16 protein-coding genes are annotated in these 18,357 nt (G+C 63.7%); 10 read left to right on the top strand and 6 right to left on the bottom strand.

Annotated elements, in window-relative coordinates:
- The gene (locus C8348_RS20195; protein WP_106755111.1) at positions 1-630 is read left to right on the top strand and encodes a UbiX family flavin prenyltransferase; all 630 of its coding nucleotides are present in this window, start codon (positions 1-3) and stop codon (positions 628-630) included.
- Positions 627-1,322, top strand: a complete 696-nt coding sequence (locus tag C8348_RS20190) for an NnrU family protein (RefSeq protein WP_106755110.1) — start codon at positions 627-629, stop codon at positions 1,320-1,322. Before C8348_RS20195 ends, C8348_RS20190 begins: the two co-directional genes overlap by 4 nt.
- A 35-nt stretch (positions 1,323-1,357) precedes the next feature.
- On the opposite strand, the gene C8348_RS20185 is transcribed toward C8348_RS20190, so the two are convergent.
- Complete coding sequence (locus tag C8348_RS20185) at positions 1,358-2,056, bottom strand: cyclic nucleotide-binding domain-containing protein (RefSeq protein ID WP_106755109.1); 699 nt, start codon at positions 2,054-2,056, stop codon at positions 1,358-1,360.
- 198 nt (positions 2,057-2,254) lie between these two features.
- On the opposite strand from C8348_RS20185, the gene C8348_RS20180 reads away from it, so the two are divergent.
- From C8348_RS20180 to C8348_RS20145, 8 genes are all read left to right on the top strand, one after another.
- Positions 2,255-5,029 carry a nitrate/nitrite transporter gene (locus C8348_RS20180; protein WP_106755108.1) on the top strand — a complete coding sequence of 925 codons (2,775 nt, stop codon included), beginning with the start codon at positions 2,255-2,257 and terminating at the stop codon, positions 5,027-5,029.
- Between the two features lie 22 nt (positions 5,030-5,051).
- On the top strand, positions 5,052-8,801 hold the full coding sequence (locus tag C8348_RS20175; protein WP_106755107.1) for a nitrate reductase subunit alpha: 3,750 nt from the start codon (positions 5,052-5,054) through the stop codon (positions 8,799-8,801).
- Positions 8,798-10,321 (top strand): nitrate reductase subunit beta, encoded by a 1,524-nt coding sequence (narH, locus tag C8348_RS20170; RefSeq protein WP_106755106.1) that lies wholly within the window; start codon positions 8,798-8,800, stop codon positions 10,319-10,321. Before C8348_RS20175 ends, narH begins: the two co-directional genes overlap by 4 nt.
- A complete protein-coding gene (narJ, locus tag C8348_RS20165; RefSeq protein ID WP_106755105.1) occupies positions 10,321-11,025 on the top strand; it encodes a nitrate reductase molybdenum cofactor assembly chaperone in 705 nt (234 codons plus the stop codon). Before narH ends, narJ begins: the two co-directional genes overlap by 1 nt.
- Entirely contained in the window at positions 11,025-11,735 is a 711-nt protein-coding gene (gene narI, locus C8348_RS20160) for a respiratory nitrate reductase subunit gamma (protein ID WP_208983836.1), read from the top strand. The genes narJ and narI overlap by 1 nt, the downstream gene beginning before the upstream one ends.
- 3 nt (positions 11,736-11,738) lie before the next feature.
- Entirely contained in the window at positions 11,739-12,536 is a 798-nt protein-coding gene (locus C8348_RS20155) for a peptidylprolyl isomerase (RefSeq protein WP_106755103.1), read from the top strand.
- Positions 12,537-12,637: 101 nt separating this feature from the next.
- Entirely contained in the window at positions 12,638-13,243 is a 606-nt protein-coding gene (locus tag C8348_RS20150) for a carbonic anhydrase (protein ID WP_198647169.1), read from the top strand.
- 10 nt (positions 13,244-13,253) lie between these two features.
- The gene (locus tag C8348_RS20145; protein WP_106755101.1) at positions 13,254-13,799 is read left to right on the top strand and encodes a DUF2478 domain-containing protein; all 546 of its coding nucleotides are present in this window, start codon (positions 13,254-13,256) and stop codon (positions 13,797-13,799) included.
- A gap of 20 nt (positions 13,800-13,819) precedes the next feature.
- Here C8348_RS20145 and C8348_RS20140 read toward each other — a convergent pair whose 3' ends face one another.
- From C8348_RS20140 to C8348_RS20120, 5 genes are read right to left on the bottom strand one after another with little or no spacing between them, the layout of a single operon-like run.
- A complete protein-coding gene (locus C8348_RS20140; RefSeq protein ID WP_106755100.1) occupies positions 13,820-14,755 on the bottom strand; it encodes an FAD:protein FMN transferase in 936 nt (311 codons plus the stop codon).
- Positions 14,756-14,766: 11 nt separating this feature from the next.
- A complete protein-coding gene (locus C8348_RS20135) occupies positions 14,767-15,336 on the bottom strand; it encodes a nitrous oxide reductase accessory protein NosL (protein ID WP_106755099.1) in 570 nt (189 codons plus the stop codon).
- Positions 15,333-16,154, bottom strand: coding sequence for an ABC transporter permease (locus C8348_RS20130; protein WP_106755098.1), 822 nt, complete (start codon positions 16,152-16,154; stop codon positions 15,333-15,335). The genes C8348_RS20135 and C8348_RS20130 overlap by 4 nt, the downstream gene beginning before the upstream one ends.
- Positions 16,151-17,044, bottom strand: a complete 894-nt coding sequence (locus C8348_RS20125; protein ID WP_198647167.1) for an ABC transporter ATP-binding protein — start codon at positions 17,042-17,044, stop codon at positions 16,151-16,153. Before C8348_RS20125 ends, C8348_RS20130 begins: the two co-directional genes overlap by 4 nt.
- Entirely contained in the window at positions 17,013-18,356 is a 1,344-nt protein-coding gene (locus tag C8348_RS20120) for a nitrous oxide reductase family maturation protein NosD (RefSeq protein WP_106755097.1), read from the bottom strand. The genes C8348_RS20125 and C8348_RS20120 overlap by 32 nt, the downstream gene beginning before the upstream one ends.
- Between the last annotated feature and the right edge of the window lies 1 nt (position 18,357).

Here is an 18,357-nt window from a genome sequence, read left to right as displayed (position 1 = left end):
ATGCACACGGTCGTGCTGGGTGTCTCCGGTGCCTCCGGGGCGATGCTGGCGCTGGCGACGGCGGGCGAACTTGAGAACCGTGGCATTGCCTTCGATCTCGTGATCAGCCCGGCAGCCGAACGCACCCTGGCGCTGGAATGTGGACCGCATGCGCTGATGGACTTGTGCGGGCTGGCATCCGCGCGACACCCGTCGTCGGATGTGGGTGCGCGCATTGCCTCCGGCTCCTATCCGTCCGCCGGGATGATCGTTGCTCCTTGTTCCATGCGCAGCCTTGCGGCCATCGCACACGGGCTGGATGACAATCTGCTGGTTCGAGCTGCTTCAGTGCATCTCAAGGAGCGGCGGCCGTTGGTCCTGATGGCGCGCGAAGCGCCGCTGACGCTGGCGCATCTGCGCAACATGAGCCTGGTGACGGAGATGGGTGGCATTATCCTGCCGCCGGTGCCGGCCTTCTATCACCGGCCGTCATCACTGGAGGCAGCGGTCGCCCAGATTGCGGCGCGGGCCGTTGATCTGCTGCGGCTGGGGCCGCCGCAGGCTGCGGCATGGACTGGGCCGGATACGGAACAGACTGCTGGCACTGGATCGCTTCTGGTAGTTCCCGGCCCCTGGAGGATCGAGGAATGAGTGGCATGTTTGGAGCAGCCGAGTTCGCGTTGGCCTTCGCGGCGTTTTTGTTAGCGCACCGCGTTCCGACGTTCCCGCTCGTCCGCTCAGCGCTTGTCGCAAGGTTCGGAGCCGTGGGCTTTACACTGTTGTATTCGCTGTTGTCCCTGCTGCTGCTGGCCTGGGTGATCGGAGCGGCGGGGCGTGCGCCCTATATCCACCTGTGGGACACATCCGCCCTGCTGGCGCAGGTGGCATTTTGCCTGATGCTCTTGGCCTTCGTGATCGTCTGTCTGGCACTCGGGCGGCCCAACCCGTTTTCCTTTGGCGGCCTCGACAATCACCGCTTCGATGCTGCCCGTCCGGGCATTGTGCGGCTGACGCGTCATCCGCTGCTGCTGGCGTTGGCGCTGTGGTCCTTTGCGCATCTTCTGGTCAATGGCGACTTGGCGCATGCGGTGCTGTTCGGCAGCTTCCTGGCGTTCGCCCTGCTGGGAATGGGCATGATCAACCGTCGCAACCGGCGCCGCATGGGACCTCCCTGGCATGATCTGGATGCTGCGGTCCAAAGGGCTCCGCTGTCTGCCAGCCTGCAGCCGATCGCTGCAACCGTGTTCCGCGTCCTTGCCGCACTGGCCCTGCTCGGAATGCTGTTGCTGTTGCATCCGGTGCTGTTCGGCGTCGATCCCCTTGCCGGTCATTACCTCCCCTAGACGTGTGGTGGTCATCTCAAGCTGCACAAGAGGGCTCAGGACGCAGGGTCGTCGATGAGGGGTGTTGGCTTGGCGAAGGCTTCAAGGTCGGGCCGGTTCTCGATCACCACCCGGTTGCCTTCGATGTGGACGCCATAGGGGGCGAGGGCCTTGATTGCGCGGGACATGTTTTCGGCCGTCATGCCGAGCAGCGAGGCGAGTTTGCGCTTTTCGATGTCGAGCAGGAAGGCATCAACGCCATTGCGCGCTGCGCTTTCCTGCAGCACGTAATTCGCCAGCCGTTCCAGGGATGTGCGCAGCTTCAGGGTCTTGGTGTGCTTGATCGAGGCGCGGTAGCAACTGGCAAGCTCGCGGACAACCGCACGCGCAAAGCCGCTGTCTTCGTCGAAGATCGAGCGCACATCCTCCGAGGGCAGCATGACGATGCGTGAGCGCTCCAATGTGCGCGCCGACATCAGGTAGGGCGCACTGCGGATGGTCGCGGCCAGGATAAAGGTGGAGACCGGACGCACGATGCCGATCGTTGTGTCCTTGCCTGTCCATGTGGCGAAGAGTTCAACGCTGCCATCCATGACGACATGCAGGAAATCGCTGCTGTCCCCTTCGCGGATCAGGTCCACGAGGGGCGGAAACGACTGTACATAGGCGCCGCGCATCACGGCTTCGAAATTTTCGTCCCGCATGCTGCGAAACAGATCGAGGTGCCGGATTTCGGCCAGATAGGCTGATTTCATGTGTTGTCACTGTCTCCCTGCGTGATTTGCCCTCGACGATTGATAAATGTCAATCGCAAAATTCAAAAACACGTCATCTCAGTCCTAGCAGATCAATCGACTGTAATAACAATTCGACCTTTGCGTTTATTTCGTCTCGCTGCGTCAGATATTTGATGCAGGTCAAGTTTTCGCGGACGATCTCTCGCCAGTCTCCGCATGACATCCCGACGCGAATGGGTGTCAAAGCTGGGAGAGTACCCTGTGATTACGTCGCCATCCGTTTCCAGCGGCGCGCAAAACCGCGCGCTTGCGCTGAGTACGATCGCCTTTACGGCCTGTTTTGCAGTGTGGACGATCTTTTCCATCATCGGTGTTGCCATCAAGACAGAACTGGGTCTGACCGAATTCCAGTTCGGACTCCTGGTGGCAACGCCAATCCTGACCGGATCAGTGACACGGCTGTTCCTTGGCGTCTGGACGGAGAAATACGGCGGTCGTCTGGTTTTCTCTGCGCAGATGCTGCTCACGGCGGCCGCGACATGGGCACTGACCTACGCCACCACCTATCCGATGTATCTGCTGGCAGCGCTCGGAATTGGCCTTGCCGGTGGCTCCTTCATCATCGGCGTCGCCTATGTCTCGCGCTGGTATGACGCTGGCCACCAGGGCACGGCGCTCGGGATTTTCGGCGCGGGCAATGTCGGGGCGGCGGTGACCAAGTTCGTCGCGCCCTTTGTCATGGTGGCCTATGGCTGGCAGGGCGTTGCCCATGTCTGGGCCATCGGCCTTGCACTCATGGCCGTCGCATTTTTCCTGCTGGCCAAGGACGATCCGCAGCTCACCGCCCGGCGTGCGTCCGGCGTCAAGGCACCCTCGCTCGCCGAGCAGTTTGCGCCGCTGAAGAACCTGCAGGTCTGGCGCTTCTCGCTCTACTACTTCTTTGTCTTTGGGGCCTTCGTGGCGCTGGCACTGTGGATGCCGCATTACCTGATCTCGGTCTACGGCGTTGACGTGAAGACGGCCGGTATGGCGGCGGCTGCTTTCTCCCTGTCTGCCTCGCTGTTCCGCGCCTATGGCGGCCATCTGTCTGATCGCTTCGGCGCGCGCGCCGTCATGTACTGGACCTTCGGCTTCTCGCTGGTGTTCCTGTTCATGCTGTCCTACCCGCCGACGGATTATGTCATTCGCGGCAAGGATGGCCTCATCACCTTCTCGACTGAAATGGGTCTGTGGCCCTTCGTCATGACCATGTTTGCGCTCGGCTTCTTCATGAGCCTTGGCAAGGCGGCGGTGTTCAAGCACATCCCTGTCTACTATCCCGATCACGTCGGGTCCGTCGGTGGCCTTGTCGGCATGATCGGTGGTCTTGGCGGTTTTGTCCTGCCGATCATCTTCGGTGCGCTGCTGGACGTCACCGGCATCTACACCAGCTGCTTTGCGTTGCTTTTCGCCCTTGTCGCGGTTGCGCTCGCCTGGATGCATCTCTCCATCCGGCAGATGGAGCGCGCGGCCCATGGCGCCGTGCTTGACCGGCTACCGGAGCTGCCGGAAATGCAGGACATTCACGTGCCCGGCAAAACGGTAATGAGCGGCGTCCTGACCGAGTGGAAGCCGGAAGACAAGACGTTCTGGCAGTCGAAGGGACAGGCCATAGCCCGGCGCAATCTCTGGATCTCGATCCCGGCGCTGCTGCTTGCCTTCTCTGTCTGGATGGTGTGGTCGGTCGTGGTCGCGCGGCTGCCGGCCATCGGCTTTGCCTTCACGGCGGACCAGCTTTTCTGGCTGGCAGCCCTGCCGGCGCTGTCCGGGGCGACGCTGCGCATCTTCTACAGCTTCATGGTGCCGATCTTTGGTGGCCGGCTCTGGACTACACTGTCCACGGCCTCGCTGCTGATCCCGGCGCTTGGCATCGGCTATGCGGTGCAGGATCCGGAGACGCCGTATCTGATCTTCCTTGTGCTGGCGCTGCTGTGCGGGCTGGGTGGCGGCAATTTTGCCTCCTCGATGGCCAACATCAGCTTCTTCTTCCCCAAGGCAGAGAAGGGCAATGCCCTGGCACTGAATGCCGGTCTCGGGAATCTCGGCGTCTCGGTGATGCAGTTCCTCGTGCCGCTTGTGATCACGGTCGGGGTCTTCGGAGCCATCGGCGGCGCACCGCAGCAGCTTGGCGACGGTGGTCAGCTGTTCATGCAGAACGCGGGCTTCATCTGGGTGCCCTTCATTCTCGCGTCCACGGCGGCCGCCTGGATCGGCATGAACGACATCGCCGATGCCCGCGCCAGCTTCAAGGAGCAGGCGGTCATCTTCGGCCGCAAGCAGAACTGGCTGATGTGCGTTCTCTACATCGGCACTTTCGGCAGCTTCATCGGCTACTCCGCAGGCTTCCCGCTGCTGGCCAAGATCACCTTCCCGGACGTGAATGCCCTGCAGTATGTCTTCCTCGGGCCATTGGTCGGCGCGTTGTCGCGGGCCGGTACGGGCTGGATGTCTGACAAGTACGGCGGTGGCCGCGTCACCTTCTGGGTCTTTGCCGGCATGATTGCGGCAGTCGCCGGCGTGATCTTCTTCCTTGGCATCAAGGACCAGCCAGGCGCGTTCTGGGGCTTCTTCTCCTGTTTCATGGCGTTGTTCTTCTTCACCGGCGTCGGCAATGCCTCCACCTTCCAGATGATCCCGGTGATCATGGGTAAGGAAGTGGCCCGGCTGATGCCGCAACTGACCGGCGACGACGCGCGCCGCCAGGCGGAACGCGAGTCGGCGGCGATCATCGCCTTCACCTCGGCCATCGGCGCCTATGGCGGCTTCTTCATCCCCAAGGCCTACGGGACGTCACTCAGCATGATGGGTTCGCCCGTCGGCGCACTCTGGGCGTTCCTCGCCTTCTACGTCCTCTGCCTCGGGCTGACCTACGTGGTCTACACGCGCCCCGGCGGTCTTCTCCATGCCATCGAACGCCGCGCTGCAGCTCCCGCTGCCGTCCAGACGGCCTGATCGGATCTGAAAGGAAAGCCAGATGAGCCATCTGCTCGACCGATTGAACTTCTTCCAGTCAAAACAGCTGGATACATTCTCCAACGGCCACGGCCAGACCACGCGGGAGAACCGCGACTGGGAGGAGACCTATCGTAATCGCTGGCGCCACGACAAGATCGTGCGCTCCACCCACGGTGTGAACTGCACGGGCTCCTGCTCGTGGAAGATCTATGTCAAGTCCGGCATCGTCACCTGGGAAACCCAGCAGACGGACTATCCAAGGACGCGGCCGGATCTTCCCAACCACGAGCCGCGCGGCTGCGCCCGCGGTGCCTCCTACAGCTGGTATCTCTACTCGGCCAACCGGGTGAAGAACCCGCTGATCCGCGGACGCCTGATGCGCGCCTGGCGGGAATTGCGCAAGACGCTCACCCCGGTCGCCGCCTGGGCCAAGCTGCAGTCTGACCCGGCGCTGCGCGCGTCCTATGTGAAGACACGCGGCAAGGGCGGTTTCGTGCGCGCCACCTGGGAGGAAGCGACGGAGATCATCGCCGCGTCCAATGCCTATACCGCAAAGACCTGGGGTCCGGACCGGATCTTCGGCTTCTCGCCGATCCCGGCCATGTCCATGGTCAGCTATGCCGCCGGATCGCGCTATCTGAGCCTTATCGGTGGCACCTGCATGTCCTTCTACGATTGGTACTGCGACCTGCCGCCGGCCAGCCCCATGACCTGGGGCGAGCAGACGGACGTTCCGGAATCGGCGGACTGGTACAATGCCGGGTATCTGCTGCTGTGGGGCTCCAACGTGCCGCAGACGCGCACGCCGGACGCCCATTTCTACACCGAAGCCCGCTATCGTGGTGCGAAGTCCGCAGTCATCTGCCCGGATTATTCGGAAGCGGCCAAGTTCGGCGATGTCTGGCTGGCGCCCAAGCAGGGAACGGACTCGGCCCTCGCCATGGCCATGGGCCATGTCATCCTGCGCGAATTCCATCTCGACCGGCAGGCCGAGTATTTCGAGGACTACGTTCGCAAATACACCGACATGCCGATGCTGGTGCGTCTGGAGGAAAAGGACGGGCGGCTGATCCCCGGCCGGTTCCTGCGTGCCGATGACTTTGACGGCAAGCTGGGCGAGACTAACAATCCGGACTGGAAGACGGTTGCCTATGACCGCAAGTCCGGCCGGATGGTTGTGCCCAATGGCTCCATCGGCTTCCGCTGGGGCGAGACCGGGGTGTGGAACCTGGAGGAACGGGCCAAGGGCGAAGACACGGACCTTCGCCTGTCCTTCGTGCTGGAAGAGGACCAGGACGATGTGGTCTCCGTCGACTTCCCGTATTTTGGCGGCAAGGCCAGCGGGCCTTTCGAGGTTTGCCAGCATCCGGATGTCCTGACCCGGGCGATCCCGGTCAAGCGGTTGAAACTGGCCGACGGCGAGGCTCTGGTGGCGACGGTCTTCGACCTGTTCTGCGCCAACTACAGCCTCGACCGTGGCCTTGGCGGAAACTGGGTCAGCATGTCCTATGACGAGGATGTGCCTTACACGCCGGCCTGGGCCGAGAAGATCACCGGTGTGCCGCGCGACAAGATCGTCCATGTCGCCCGCGAATTCGCGCTCAATGCAGAAAAGACACGCGGCAAGTCCATGGTCATTCTCGGGGCCGGTCTGAACCACTGGTACCACATGGACATGAATTACCGGGGCATCATCAACATGCTGGTGATGTGCGGATGCGTTGGCCAGTCCGGCGGTGGCTGGTCGCATTACGTGGGACAGGAAAAGCTGCGGCCGCAGACCGGCTGGGCCCCGCTTGCTTTTGCCCTCGACTGGGCCCGCCCGCCGCGCCACATGAACTCTACCTCCGCCTGGTATGCGCACACCGACCAGTGGCGCTACGAGACTGTGACCGCCGCCGAGATCCTGTCGCCGACCGCTCCGGCCGGAGACTGGAACGTCAGCCTGATTGACTACAACATCCGCGCCGAGCGGATGGGCTGGCTTCCGTCCGCCCCGCAACTGAAGCAGAACCCGCTGGATGTCGGCCGGGCTGCCAAGGCCGAAGGCATGGAGGCCAGGGACTATGTGGCGCGCGGCCTGAAGGATGGCTCGTTGCAGATGTCCTGCGAGGATCCGGATGCGCCGGAAAACTGGCCGCGCAACCTCTTCATCTGGCGTTCCAACCTGCTGGGCTCCAGCGGCAAGGGGCATGAGTATTTCCTCAAGCACCTTCTGGGCACTGACCATGGCGTGCTTGGCAAGGACCTCGGCGAGGAGGGCGGCGTCAAGCCGGTCGAGGCCGTCTGGCACGGCGAGGCACCGCGCGGCAAGCTGGACCTGCTCGTCTGCATCGACTTCCGCATGTCGACGACGGCCGTCTATTCCGACATCGTTCTGCCCACGGCCTCCTGGTACGAGAAGGACGATCTCAACACGTCCGACATGCATCCCTTCATCCATCCGCTGCAGGCAGCGGTGGATCCGGCCTATGAAAGCCGTTCCGACTGGGAAATCTTCAAGTCCATCGCGAAGAAGTTCCAGGAAGTCGCGCCGGAGGTTCTGGGTACGGAAACCGATGTGGTGGCCCTGCCGCTGCTGCATGACACGGCCGCCGAGCTTGCCCAGGGCGACGTCAAGGACTGGAAGAAGGGCGAATGTGACCTTATCCCGGGCAAGACGGCACCGGCCTATATCGCTGTCGAGCGGGATTATGGCGCGATCTATGACCGGTTCACCGCCCTTGGGCCTCTGATGGACAAAGTCGGCAATGGCGGCAAGGGCATCAACTGGGACACCAAGCACGAGGTGCATCACCTCAAGGCGTTGAATGGCGAGCACCGCGCCGGCAGCTCGAAGGGCCTTGCCCGCATCGACACCGCCATCGACGCCTGCGAAGTCATCCTGATGCTGGCGCCGGAAACAAACGGGGAGGTGGCCGTCAAGGCGTGGAACGCCCTGTCCAAGGCCACCGGTCGTGAACATGCGCATCTGGCTGCCAAGAAGGAAGACGAGAAGATCCGCTTCCGCGACATCGCTGCCCAGCCGCGCAAGATCATCTCGTCGCCGACCTGGTCGGGCATCGAAAGCGAGGAGGTCTGCTACAACGCCGGTTACACCAACGTCCATGAGCTGATCCCCTGGCGCACGCTCACCGGGCGTCAGCAGCTCTATCAGGATCACCTGTGGATGCGTGCCTTCGGTGAAGGCTTCTGCCAGTACCGGCCGCCGGTGGACCTGAAGACCATCACTCCGGACGTGAATGACAGCGCCCGCGACGGACGTCCGCATATCGTCCTGAACTTCATCACGCCGCATCAGAAGTGGGGCATCCACTCCACTTATTCCGACAACCTCCTGATGCTGACGCTGAACCGCGGTGGCCCGGTGGTCTGGCTGTCGGAGCGCGATGCACAGAAGGCCGGCGTCGCCGATAACGACTGGGTCGAGGTCTACAACTCGAACGGGGCGCTGACGGCCCGCGCGGTTGTCTCCCAGCGCATGAAGGACGGCACGCTCTTCATGTACCACGCCCAGGAAAAGATCGTGAACACGCCGGGCTCGGAGAAGACCGGCCTGCGCGGCGGCATCCATAACTCCGTGACCCGCGCCACGCTCAAACCCACCCACATGATCGGCGGCTACGCCCAGCAGAGCTACGGCTTCAATTACTACGGCACCGTCGGCTCGAACCGGGACGAGTTCGTCATCCTTCGCAAGATGAACAAGGTCGACTGGCTTGACGAACCCGCCAGCGCAACCGCCGCCCAGAAGGAGGCAGCAGAATGAAGATTCGTGCGCAAATCGGCATGGTGCTGAACCTCGACAAATGTATCGGCTGCCACACCTGCTCCGTCACTTGCAAGAACGTCTGGACCACCCGCGACGGCGTCGAATACGCCTGGTTCAACAACGTCGAGACCAAGCCAGGCACCGGCTATCCGACCGACTGGGAAAACCAGAAGCGCTGGAACGGCGGCTGGACCCGGACCCGCTCCGGCAAGCTGCAGCCGAAGCAGGGGGCGAAGTGGCGCATCCTTGCCAACCTCTTTGCCAATCCGGACCTGCCGGAGATCGACGACTATTACGAGCCGTTCGACTTCGACTACGACCATCTGAAGTCGGCGCCGGAGATGAATGCTTTCCCGACGGCCCGGCCGCGCTCCAAGATCACTGGCGAGCGGATGGAGAAGATCGTGAAGGGGCCGAACTGGGAGGAAATCCTGGGAGGTGAATTCTCCAAGCGCAGTCAAGACTACAATTTTGAAGGCGTGCAGAAGGAGATCTACGGCCAGTACGAAAACACCTTCATGATGTATCTGCCACGCCTGTGCGAGCACTGCCTCAATCCGGCCTGTGCGGCGTCCTGTCCGTCCGGCGCGATCTACAAGCGCGAGGAGGATGGCATCGTCCTGATCGACCAGGAGAAGTGCCGTGGCTGGCGCATGTGCGTGTCCGGCTGTCCGTACAAGAAGGTTTATTACAACTGGTCGACCGGCAAGTCGGAGAAATGCACCCTCTGCTATCCACGCATCGAAAGCGGCAATCCGACCATCTGTTCGGAAACCTGCGTCGGCCGCATCCGCTACATTGGCGTCATGCTCTATGATGCTGACAAGATTGAGGAAGCGGCCTCGGTCGAACACGAGAAGGACCTCTATGACGCCCAGCTCGGCGTCTTCCTTGATCCTAATGATCCAGCGGTGATTGCCGAGGCACGCAAGGCCGGCATTCCGGAGGACTGGATCAAGGCGGCGCAGGAAAGCCCGGTGTGGAAGATGGCGATGGACTGGAAGGTCGCCTTTCCGCTGCACCCGGAATACCGCACCCTGCCGATGGTCTGGTACATCCCGCCGCTGTCGCCGATCCAGAACGCAGCCAAGGCCGGCAAGATCGGTACGGACGGCGAGATGCCGGATGTCCGCTCCCTGCGCATTCCGGTTCGCTACCTCGCCAACATGCTGACAGCAGGCGACGAGGCCCCGGTGGTGCTGGCCCTGGAACGCATGCTGGCCATGCGTGCCTACATGCGCGCGAAGACCATCGACGGCGTGATCGACGAGGGCATTGCCGCGAAGGTGGGGCTGTCGTCGGCCATGATCGAGGACATGTACAAGATCATGGCGATTGCCGACTACGAGGACCGTTTCGTCATTCCCACCACGCACCGCGAACAGGTGGAGGAGGCCTATGACCTGAAGGGTGGCTGCGGCTTTACCGATGGCAATGGCTGCTCCACCGGCATCTCCAAGACCTCGCTCTTTGGCGCCTCCAAGCGGCCCTTGCGGATGCCGGAGGAGGTGCAGTGATGGACCGGTCCCTGAAAGCCTTCTCGCTTCTGCTCAGCTATCCCTCGCGTGAACTCCAGGCGGCGATGCCGGAGATCACAGCGGTTCTGGTCGCCGACAGCCGCCTGACGGCGCTCGCGCGGCGCGGGCTTGCCAGCCTGGGCGAAGGGCTCGCCGCAGGCGATATCTATGATCTGCAGGAGACCTATGTCGGGTTGTTCGACCGCAGCCGGACCCTGTCGCTCAACCTGTTCGAGCATGTGCATGGCGAAAGGCGTGACCGGGGCAGCGCGATGGTCGACCTGGTGGAGACTTACCGGGAGGCGGGCTTTGAGCCCGTCACCGGCGAGTTGCCCGACCATCTGCCGGTGCTGCTGGAGTTCCTGGCAACGCGGCCTGCCGAAGAGGCAAAGGCGATCCTCGCCGATGCCGCCCACATCCTGACGGTGCTTGAGCGCCGTCTGGCCGGGCGGGAAAGCCCCTATGCGGCTGCCTTTGTCGCTCTGGGGCAACTGGCCGGTAAGGTTGCCGCAAAGGAAACCGTCGAGGCGCTTCTGGCCGAACCGGAGGATGACCCGCAGGACCTCGCCGCCCTCGATGCGGTCTGGGAGGAATCGCAGGTCACTTTCGGCCCGGATCCGAACGCCGGCTGCCCGCAGGTTCGCGACATGCTCACCCGAATGGATCAACCGGCCCGGCCCGCCGCAGCATCTGTTGCTGGCTGATGGAGGTTCACATGCACAATTTCTTCTTCGGCATCTATCCCTACATTGCCCTGTCTGTGCTGGTGATCGGGTCTATCGCCCGCTATGAGCGCGACCCCTTCACCTGGAAAAGCTCGTCCAGCCAGTTGCTCAGGCGCAAGCAGCTGATGATCGGCTCGGTGCTGTTTCATGTCGGCATTCTGGTCATTTTCTTTGGTCATCTGTTCGGCCTGCTGACCCCGATCTGGATCTTTGATGCGCTCGGTATCAGCCATGGCGCAAAGCAGGTCCTGGCGATTGTTGCTGGTGGCATTGCCGGCATTTTCGCGCTCGTCGGTGGTCTGATGCTGCTGCACCGGCGGCTGATGGATCCGCGCGTGCGGGCGACGTCCAGCTTTGCCGACACGGGCATCCTGTTCCTGTTGATGGCCCAGCTTGTGCTCGGGCTTGGTACGATCTTGGTCTCGTTGCAGCATCTCGACGGTCACGAGATGACGAAGTTCATGTCCTGGGCACAAGGTATCTTCACCTTCCAGGCGGACGCAGCGGCGCAGATCACGGATGTGAGCTGGCTGTTCAAGCTGCATCTGGTGCTGGGCCTGACGATCTTCCTCGTCTTTCCCTTCACCCGTCTCGTCCACATGCTGTCTGCTCCTGTGCGCTACCTTTGGCGTCCGGGCTATCAGGTGGTGCGCTCGCGCCGCCGGCCGTCACAGATGGCAGGAGAGTGACCGATGTCCGGTGTTGCCGCTTCCCACATCTTCGTTGACGGAGCCGAAATTCCGGCAAGCCGTATTGCCGCCGAGGCGCAGAACCATCCCGCGACGGCCGGCCGTCCGGGCGACGCCTGGCGCGCCGCAGCCCGTGCCCTTGTCATCCGCCAGCTGCTGCTGGCGGAGGCGGAACGCCGCGGCCTGACCGCAACGCCCGAACGGCTGGACGATGTCCGGCTGGAAACGGCGGAAGAGGCGCTGATCCGCGACCTTCTCGATGAAGCCCTCATCGTGACGCCGCCATCGCCAGAAATGGTGCAGGCGGAGTGGCAGGCTCATCCGGGCCGTTACCGTTCGCCCTCGCTCTGGGATGCCGCTCATATCCTGTGCGCGGCCAACCCTGCCGATCTGCCGGCCATGGCCAAGGCGGAGGACCGGGCCAACCGGATCCTCGGGCTGCTCGAGCGTGATCCCTCTGCCTTTGCCGAGCTGGCGCGGGCAGAGAGCGACTGCGGCTCGAAAGACGCGGGCGGCGCGCTTGGACAGATCGTGAGCGGGCAGATGGTGCCGGAGTTCGAGGCGGCGCTGGAGCGTCTGGGCGAGGGCGCGATGACGGCGTCGCCGGTTCGCACCCGCTTCGGGTTTCACATCATCAAGGTCCACGCGCATGCGCCTGGCCAGGTGCTGCCGTTTGACAGCGTCAAGGCCAGCATCGGCGAGGCGCTGGAACGGGCAGCCTGGGCGAGAGCCTCGCGCGCCTTTGTTGCCGGTCTGGTAGCTGCAGCGCGGATCGAGGGCATCGACATGGAGGGCGTGTGATGGGTCAGGTAACGCCCCCGTCAGGTCTTTCGCGTCATGCGGCCGGGTGTTCCTGTTGCGCCGGGACAAGCGTCCCCGGATCGACGCCGCTCGAGGCGCTGATGGAGCGCAACCGGACCTGGTCGGATCAGCGTCGCGAGGCGGAACCGGGCTATTTTGCAAGACTGGCCGGCCATCAGGCGCCGGAGTTCTTCTGGATCGGCTGTTCCGACAGCCGGGTGCCCGCCAATGTGGTGGCCGGTCTTGATCCGGGAGAGGTGTTCGTCCACCGCAATGTGGCCAATGTGGTGCATTCATCGGACATGAACCTGCTTGCGACGCTGGAGTTTGCCGTCGAGGCGCTGTCGATCCGCCAGATCATCATCTGCGGCCACTATGGCTGCGGCGGGGTCAGGGCGGCGACAGAGGACCTGCCGCATGGACTTGCCGATCACTGGCTGGAGCCGATCCGCCGGCTGGAGCGTCAGCATGCGCTGGATCTGGCAGGGGCTTGCGATCTTGAGGCCCGGCGCGACCGTCTGGCGGAATACAATATCATAGAAGGCGTCCGCAGGGTCGCTGAAACGCCGATCCTGCAGCGGGCCTGGGGCAGGGGCGAGGACATCGCCATCCATGGCCTCATCTACGGTCTCAAGGATGGTCTATTGCGCAACCTGAACTGTTCCATCGCCCGGCCGCAGTCAGCGGTCCCGGTTGCCAGGGTTTGAGGACATGCAGATGCCTATACCGTTTGCCTATCTCCTTGCCGAGGAAACCGGCGCTGCCGATCCGGTGTTGCTGGCGGTGGCCGAAGCGCTGCAGGCGCGTGGGCTGCGCCTTGCCGGCACGGTCGCGCTGCCACCGGCCGCTCCCGATACGGGGCATCCATGCGAAACCGAGCTGCTGGTGTTGCCTGACGGGCCGAGGCTCTGCATTTCGCAACAGCTCGGTCGCCAGTCGCGCGGTTGCCGGCTGGATCCCTCTGCGCTTGAGGATGCCGTCATGGCCGTGAACGCCCGTGCGGACCAGCCGGCTGATGCGTTCCTGCTCAACAAGTTCGGCAAGCAGGAGGCGGAAGGTCGCGGGTTCCGCGATCTCATTGCCAGCAGTCTTGGTGACGGCATTCCCGTGGTCGTTGGCGTCAACGGGCTCAATCTGCCCGGGCTGCAGGCTTTTGCGGCAGACGAAGCCATCCGCTTGCCGTGCGACGTGGCAGCAGTTGTCGGATGGGTCGTTGAGGCCAAGTCCGAAACCTGCGCCAGACCCGCAAGGGTGCCAGCCTGATCCGGGTTGACACCCAGGCATCAGGCCAGATCAACAATCCGTGCGCCTGTGACCCATGTGAGTGCCGTTTCTATGGCAGTGCGGGACATCAGGCAGAAGGCGGTCGACAGGCCATCGGCGACGGCGGCAGACGGCGCTGTCACGCTTACCTGTGTCCAACCCGCCGCCGCCGGGCGCCCGGTGCGCGGATCGAGGATATGGCCGGTTGTGCCGCCCTGATCAAAGGCGGTGCCGAGCGGGGCGGATGTGGCGAGTGCGAGATCGCGCAGGCGCGTGCTGCCCCGGTTGCCCGCCAGCGTCACGTCCCAGTCACGCCCGCCGGGCTGGCCACCGAGCGCGCGCAGCTCACCGGTGTTGATCATCACCTCCGTGAGGCCTTCTGACTGCAGCAGCGCCGCGATCCGGTCGGCGATATAGCCTTGTGCAATGCCATTCAGCGTCAAGGCCGCGCCGGACCTGTTGAGCCGGATGACCTGTGTGTCGATATCGACGCCAGACCATCCCACACGCTGTAGCGCTGTGGCGATGTCATCATCCGAAGGCTTGCGTCCGCTGGCATGGGCGGCGGCATAGGTGGCCCAAAGTGGCTGGATGGTCAGGTCGAAGGCGCCTTCCGTTGCCCTGTGGATGGCGCCAGCAATGCCGAGGCAGTCGACCAGTTCCTGCGGCGGGGCGGAGAGCTGGCCATCGCGGTTGAGGCGGGCGAGGGCGCTGTCGGTGCGGTACAGGCTGAAGATCGCCTCCAGCCGTTCCAGTTCCGCGCGGACGCTGCGCATCAGGCGGTCGCCCTGTGGATGGGCGAAGGTAATCCGCGTTTCAGCTCCCAGCGCGGTGCCGCGCCATGTGGTCAGGCTGTCCGCTGCTGCGGCGACTGATCCGGGCAGGGAGGTTGCGAGCCCGCACAGGCCGGCGGCGGCGGAAATCGTCAGGAAACGGCGACGGGTGAGATGCGGCATGGTCGCCTCCCTCAATGTTGTTTGGCGTTTTCGGGCGGCAGGAAATTGCCGTCCGCATCGGTTGCAAATTCGACAGGGGCAAGGACATCAGCGTCCGGGATGGCGGCCAGATCGATCACGCTGCCACCATGTTTCTCGGCGAAAGCGGCAGCGCTCTCCCGGCTGGAAAAGGGTACAAGCTCCGGCGCCCCCATGCCGCCGGCAAGCTTTGCGCCGACGACATAGATGGCAGTCTCGGCTGCGATCCAGTTTTCGGCGCCCGGATTGTCCCAGCTTGGGGCCTTGGCCATGTCGCTGACATAGACCGCGCGGATGCCGTGGCTCTGCTCGGGCAGGCGCTGGTATGCGATGGCATCGCGCACCTGGCTGAAGAACAGGGGGCGGCCGTCCATGCCCTCAAGATGGACCTGGGCCTTTGGGCCAGGGTGTTCCAGCAGGTTCATCTGGCAGTAGTGCCCCAGAGCCGTTTCGGTCATCGCCACGGGCGGGGGGAGGTCCTTGGCGGCCTCCGGCTGGCAGGCGGATAAGAGCAGGGCCAGCGGCAGCAGGGCAACAAGTGGCCATCTGATACGCGCAATCATGACTGTACCCTCCGGAAGGCGGCGATGGCCGCGAGGAAGGCTGCAATGGCCCACAGCGTGAGCGACAGCAGTGCCTGCAGCGGGGGAATGGCATTGGCAGCCCCGCCGATCCCTGCCGCAGCAGACGTTGCCTCCGATGCAGCGAGGTTGAACAGGCGGAAGGCGTCGGCCGGATTGGCCAGCAGCGCCAGCGGGAAAATCCTGGTGGTGAATACGCCGCCATTGTCTGCAACGACGCCGGCCAGCAGCGCCAGATCGAACAGCACGATCATCACCAGCCACAAGGCAATCACCAGAGCTGCAGCGGTGCCTGAGCGCCGGGACAAGGCTGAGACGGTATAGCCAAGGCCGAGGAAGGCTGCCCCCAGCAGCAACGACGTCCATGTGAGGCGAAACAGGGCGGCAAGGCCGGCGAGGGAGCGTGGATCAACGGCAAAGGCTGCGATGGTGGCAACGCCGTAGCCGCAAACAACCGCCAGCGCCAGGATGGCGAGGTGGGCAAGGAACTTGGCCGCCACGAGCTGCCAGCGCTGCACCGGATAGGTCAGCACCAGCGCCAGCGTGCCGCGCTCCTGTTCGCCGGCAATGGCATCAAAGGACATCAGCAGCGCGATCAGCGGCACCAGATAGACCCCGAGCGAGGTGAGGCTGGCGACGGTGATCGTGAGGCGATCAACGCCGAGGTCCCCAGTCGGTGCGGTACCGGCAGCTGACAGGACCGCTGCGAAAAGCACCATCATGGTGATGGCGATGGCAACCCAGCGGTTGCGCAGGGCAATGCGGAATTCAGCCGCCGCAGCGGCGAGAAGGCGGCTCATTGCGCGCTCCCCTGGCTGTAGAAGGTGTAAAGGGCCTCAAGGCTCGGCGGGATCACGTCGACATCCTCGATCGCGCTGCCGAGCCCGGTTATGGCGCTGAGACTTGCAAGCTTGGCTGCAGGCTGGCAGGTCAGCTCCACCCGGCTTCCGTTCCTCCGGGTTCCGCCGAGCTGCGCTGCCACCGCATCCGCTTCGCCGTGCCGGGCGACAAGATGGATCTGGATCGGCAGTTGTGCCGCCTGGCGCAGGGCGGCCAGCGTGTCGTTGGCCACCAGCCGTCCACGCGACAGGATGGCGATCCGGTCGGTGCGGGCCTCGACCTCGGTCAGGGCGTGCGAGGAGTGAAGGATGGCGGTGCCTTCGCGGGCAAGGTCATCGAGCACGGTGTAGAAGTCATGCCGGGACACCGGATCGAGCCCGCTGGTCGGTTCGTCCAGCACCATCAGCTTCGGCCGTCCGATCAGCGCCTGGGCGAGCCCGACGCGCTGGCGCATGCCTTTCGAGTAGGTGCCGATGCGCCTGTCCATCGCAGCCGTCAGGCCGACCCGCTCCAGAAGTTCCGCAGCCTTTGCAGCGGGTTCACCCTTCAGGCGCAAATAGAGGCGGATCTGTTCGCGGCCGGTCAGGGCCGGATGGAAGGCAACGTTCTCGGGGAGATAGGCCGTCATCTCGCGGGCGACGCGCTCGCCTGGGCGGTGACCGGCGACCTGGACCGTTCCACCGTTTCCGTCCAGAATCCCGAGCACGATCTTCATCAGGGTGGACTTGCCGGCACCGTTATGACCGAGCAAGGCCACACGTTCCCCGGCAGCGACCTCGAGGTCGACCGCGTCGAGCGCCCGCAACGGTCCGAACAGCTTAGTGAGTTGTGAGAGTATCAGGATCTTCATCGGTCTCGGTCCGGTTGCGGGCCTCCGCGAGGGCGCGCTGCTCAAGCGCTGCCAGCTCAGGGGAAACGGAAATGGAAAGGGCGCGCGTCAGGGGCGCGCTGTCGGTAACGCCGCCTGGCAGGATGGCGGGGAAGGATTCCTGGCTCCAGCGCACCAGCTGCACGGCGGGCGAGCCCAGCAGCAGCTTGGCGGCAGGCTGGGACCACAGGATGTGGTCCATCAGGTCGTTGGGCCGGAACGGGCTGTCGGCGATGCCATCGCCGTTCAGGTCAAAGGCGGCGTGGTCCGACCAATAGTTGCCGCGCCCGCCGTCGCTCCATTCGACATGGCGGGTGCCGACATATTTGACCTGGTTCTGGTTGGCGACGAAGGCATTGCCGGAAATGTTGTTGCGCTCGGATCCGGCGGTGAAATGTACGCCAATCTGGCAGCCCTCAAAGCGATTGCCGGAAATCAGGTTCTTGTGCGCATTGTAGATGAAGGTGCATTTCTCGGTCAGGCCGCCCCTCACAAGATTTCCGGTCACGACGGCGTTGTTGGCGTAATTGAGCATCAGCCCATGCCGCCGGTCGCCCAGTGACATGTTGCCGGTTACCTTGATCTTGTTGGAAAACATCAGCGCGAAGCCGAGCGTGTTGCCGATCGACACATTGCCGGAGATCTCGCTGTCGTTGGTGTACATGTAGTGAACGGCGAAACGCAGGTCGCTCATGCGATTGTTGTGAAACACGTTGCGCTTGGAGGCGTTGGCGAAGATGCCGTCCCGGCCCCAGCGGATGTCGTTGCCTTCCACCACCGTGCCGGGGGCATTCCACACATAGATGCCATTTCCGCGGTCGTTCACCCGTCCGCCCTGGCGGCCCTCGATCCGGTTGCCGGTGACAAGACTGTCCTTCGCCCCGTGCAGGGTGATGCCATGCAGATTGGCGCTGAGATGATTGTTCTCGATGCGGGCTGCGGTGGCCGTGGAACTGACAAAGACGCCGCTGCTGATCTCGGTCGCATCATCGCCAGAACCACTGATGAAAAGGCCCCTGACGGTCACGCCAGGCCCGGTGATGGTCACCGTGTTGCCTGTGCCGCCGCCGGTCAGCCTTGCGCCGGGCTGGCCTTCAAGAGTGAGCGGGAAGGCAAGGGTGATCGGGCCGGGATGGTCACCGGCCTGCAGCACGAGAACATCGCCGGGGCTGGCCCCGGCGATGGCTGTTGCCAGCGCGCCCGGCACGGGCGCAACCTGCAGCGTTGCTGCTGCTGCCGGCGTTGCCGCAGCAAGACAAAACGCCAGCAGGAGGAGTGCCGGGACGCGCTGCATA

It is taken from the genome of Pannonibacter carbonis (assembly GCF_003012935.1).
Classification (GTDB): domain Bacteria; phylum Pseudomonadota; class Alphaproteobacteria; order Rhizobiales; family Stappiaceae; genus Pannonibacter; species Pannonibacter carbonis.
This window is presented reverse-complemented; position numbering and strand designations above follow the sequence as displayed.

What these genes read in the sequence shown, in the direction of transcription:
- C8348_RS20155 (WP_106755103.1), top strand. Translation starts at nt 11,739, where the DNA reads ATGTCCGGTGTTGCCGCTTCCCACATCTTCGTTGACGGAGCCGAAATT.
- C8348_RS20140 (WP_106755100.1), bottom strand. Translation starts at nt 14,755, where the DNA reads ATGCCGCATCTCACCCGTCGCCGTTTCCTGACGATTTCCGCCGCCGCC.
- C8348_RS20120 (WP_106755097.1), bottom strand. Translation starts at nt 18,356, where the DNA reads ATGCAGCGCGTCCCGGCACTCCTCCTGCTGGCGTTTTGTCTTGCTGCG.
- C8348_RS20180 (WP_106755108.1), top strand. Translation starts at nt 2,255, where the DNA reads ATGACATCCCGACGCGAATGGGTGTCAAAGCTGGGAGAGTACCCTGTG.
- C8348_RS20175 (WP_106755107.1), top strand. Translation starts at nt 5,052, where the DNA reads ATGAGCCATCTGCTCGACCGATTGAACTTCTTCCAGTCAAAACAGCTG.
- C8348_RS20145 (WP_106755101.1), top strand. Translation starts at nt 13,254, where the DNA reads ATGCCTATACCGTTTGCCTATCTCCTTGCCGAGGAAACCGGCGCTGCC.
- C8348_RS20195 (WP_106755111.1), top strand. Translation starts at nt 1, where the DNA reads ATGCACACGGTCGTGCTGGGTGTCTCCGGTGCCTCCGGGGCGATGCTG.
- narJ (WP_106755105.1), top strand. Translation starts at nt 10,321, where the DNA reads ATGGACCGGTCCCTGAAAGCCTTCTCGCTTCTGCTCAGCTATCCCTCG.
- narH (WP_106755106.1), top strand. Translation starts at nt 8,798, where the DNA reads ATGAAGATTCGTGCGCAAATCGGCATGGTGCTGAACCTCGACAAATGT.
- C8348_RS20150 (WP_198647169.1), top strand. Translation starts at nt 12,638, where the DNA reads ATGGAGCGCAACCGGACCTGGTCGGATCAGCGTCGCGAGGCGGAACCG.
- C8348_RS20135 (WP_106755099.1), bottom strand. Translation starts at nt 15,336, where the DNA reads ATGATTGCGCGTATCAGATGGCCACTTGTTGCCCTGCTGCCGCTGGCC.
- C8348_RS20125 (WP_198647167.1), bottom strand. Translation starts at nt 17,044, where the DNA reads ATGAAGATCCTGATACTCTCACAACTCACTAAGCTGTTCGGACCGTTG.
- C8348_RS20190 (WP_106755110.1), top strand. Translation starts at nt 627, where the DNA reads ATGAGTGGCATGTTTGGAGCAGCCGAGTTCGCGTTGGCCTTCGCGGCG.
- narI (WP_208983836.1), top strand. Translation starts at nt 11,025, where the DNA reads ATGGAGGTTCACATGCACAATTTCTTCTTCGGCATCTATCCCTACATT.
- C8348_RS20185 (WP_106755109.1), bottom strand. Translation starts at nt 2,056, where the DNA reads ATGAAATCAGCCTATCTGGCCGAAATCCGGCACCTCGATCTGTTTCGC.
- C8348_RS20130 (WP_106755098.1), bottom strand. Translation starts at nt 16,154, where the DNA reads ATGAGCCGCCTTCTCGCCGCTGCGGCGGCTGAATTCCGCATTGCCCTG.